The sequence below is a fragment of the Prevotella sp. TF12-30 genome (genome assembly GCF_003436715.1).
Lineage (GTDB): Bacteria > Bacteroidota > Bacteroidia > Bacteroidales > Bacteroidaceae > Prevotella > Prevotella copri_A.
Map to the genome: position 1 here is coordinate 1 of NZ_QSQJ01000108.1, position 1,368 is coordinate 1,368.

Below are 1,368 nucleotides of genomic sequence, written 5' to 3' on the forward strand. Positions count from 1 at the left end.
GAGAGTGTAAACTAAACTGTGTCAAGCTACAATAAAAAGTAGTTTAACACAGTTTTTATATTATGGACAACTTAGAAATTGATTACAAGAAAGCAGCTCAGCAGTTGCGTAGTGGTGAAGCCTTATTTGGCAAGGACGGAGCATTAGCTCCATTGTTAGAGCGTATTCTCAACTCAGCTCTCGAAGGTGAGATGGACGCTCATTTAAGTGAAGAGGAACGCTCTTCCGGCAACCGTCGTAATGGTAAGATGAGTAAGAAGGTTCAAACAAAATATGGTGAGGTCACTATAGAGACTCCTCGTGACCGAGACGGAACTTTCCAACCTGAGACCGTAAAGAAGCGTGAGACTATTCTTGCCAATGGCATGGCAGACCAGATTATTGAGATGTACGCCATGGGCACCAGCACACGTGACATCAGCAGCTACTTTGAGCGTGAGTTCAACACAACTCTATCAGCCGATACTATCAGCTCTATAACAGACCGTGTATTACCCGAAATCACCGCCTGGAAGTCTCGCATGCTCGATTCTGTATATGCCATTTGCTGGCTTGATGCTATCCATTATAAGGTAAAGGATGAGAATGGCAGAGCTGTCACACGAGCCATTTACAACATTCTTGGTATCAACAAGGAAGGCCAAAAAGAACTGTTAGGTATGTATGTGTCTAAGAGTGAAGGAGCTAACTTCTGGCTAGAAGTTCTTACGGATCTTCAGAACCGTGGTGTTCGAGACATCTTGATTTGTTGTATTGATGGTCTCAAAGGCTTCCCAGATGCCATCCAAAGCGTATTTCCTGAGAGTTCTGTGCAGCTCTGTATTGTCCATCAGATACGCAATTCTATCAAGTATGTTGGCAGTAAGCATCAAAAGGAGTTTATCAAGGATTTAAGAACAGTATATGGTGCAGTAAACAAAGACTCCGCTGCTGCTAATTTAGACCTGTTAGAGTCTAAGTGGGGAGAGATGTACCCAATTGTCATCAAGTCATGGCGTGACAATTGGGAACGTCTGACAGAGTATTTCCAATATACTCCAGCCATCCGTAAACTCATTTATACGACCAATACGGTTGAGGGGTATCACAGACAGGTAAGAAAGGTCACAAAGACTAAAGGGGTCTTTCCTACGGATAATTCTTTGGAGAAGCTTGTGTACTTAGCTTACCGCAACATCCGTAAGAAATGGACTATGCCACTGGCAAATTGGGGACAAATTTCTCAACAATTGGCAATAAAATTTGGAGATAGATTTAAAATTATGTAACTTTGCAGCCGAAAAGGCTTCCCTGCTGGGGGCATGCCCCCAGCAGGGAGTGGGAATGAAAGTTAAGAACAAGCCTTGACACAGTTTAAATTACACCCCC

At 43.3% G+C, this 1,368-nt stretch carries 1 protein-coding gene; it reads left to right on the forward strand.

What is annotated here, in order from left to right:
- The first annotated feature begins 62 nt into the window (after positions 1-62).
- Complete coding sequence (locus DXD25_RS16270) at positions 63-1,268, forward strand: IS256 family transposase (RefSeq protein ID WP_117664389.1); 1,206 nt, start codon at positions 63-65, stop codon at positions 1,266-1,268.
- Positions 1,269-1,368 lie beyond the last annotated feature (100 nt).

What these genes read in the sequence shown, in the direction of transcription:
- DXD25_RS16270 (WP_117664389.1), top strand. Translation starts at nt 63, where the DNA reads ATGGACAACTTAGAAATTGATTACAAGAAAGCAGCTCAGCAGTTGCGT.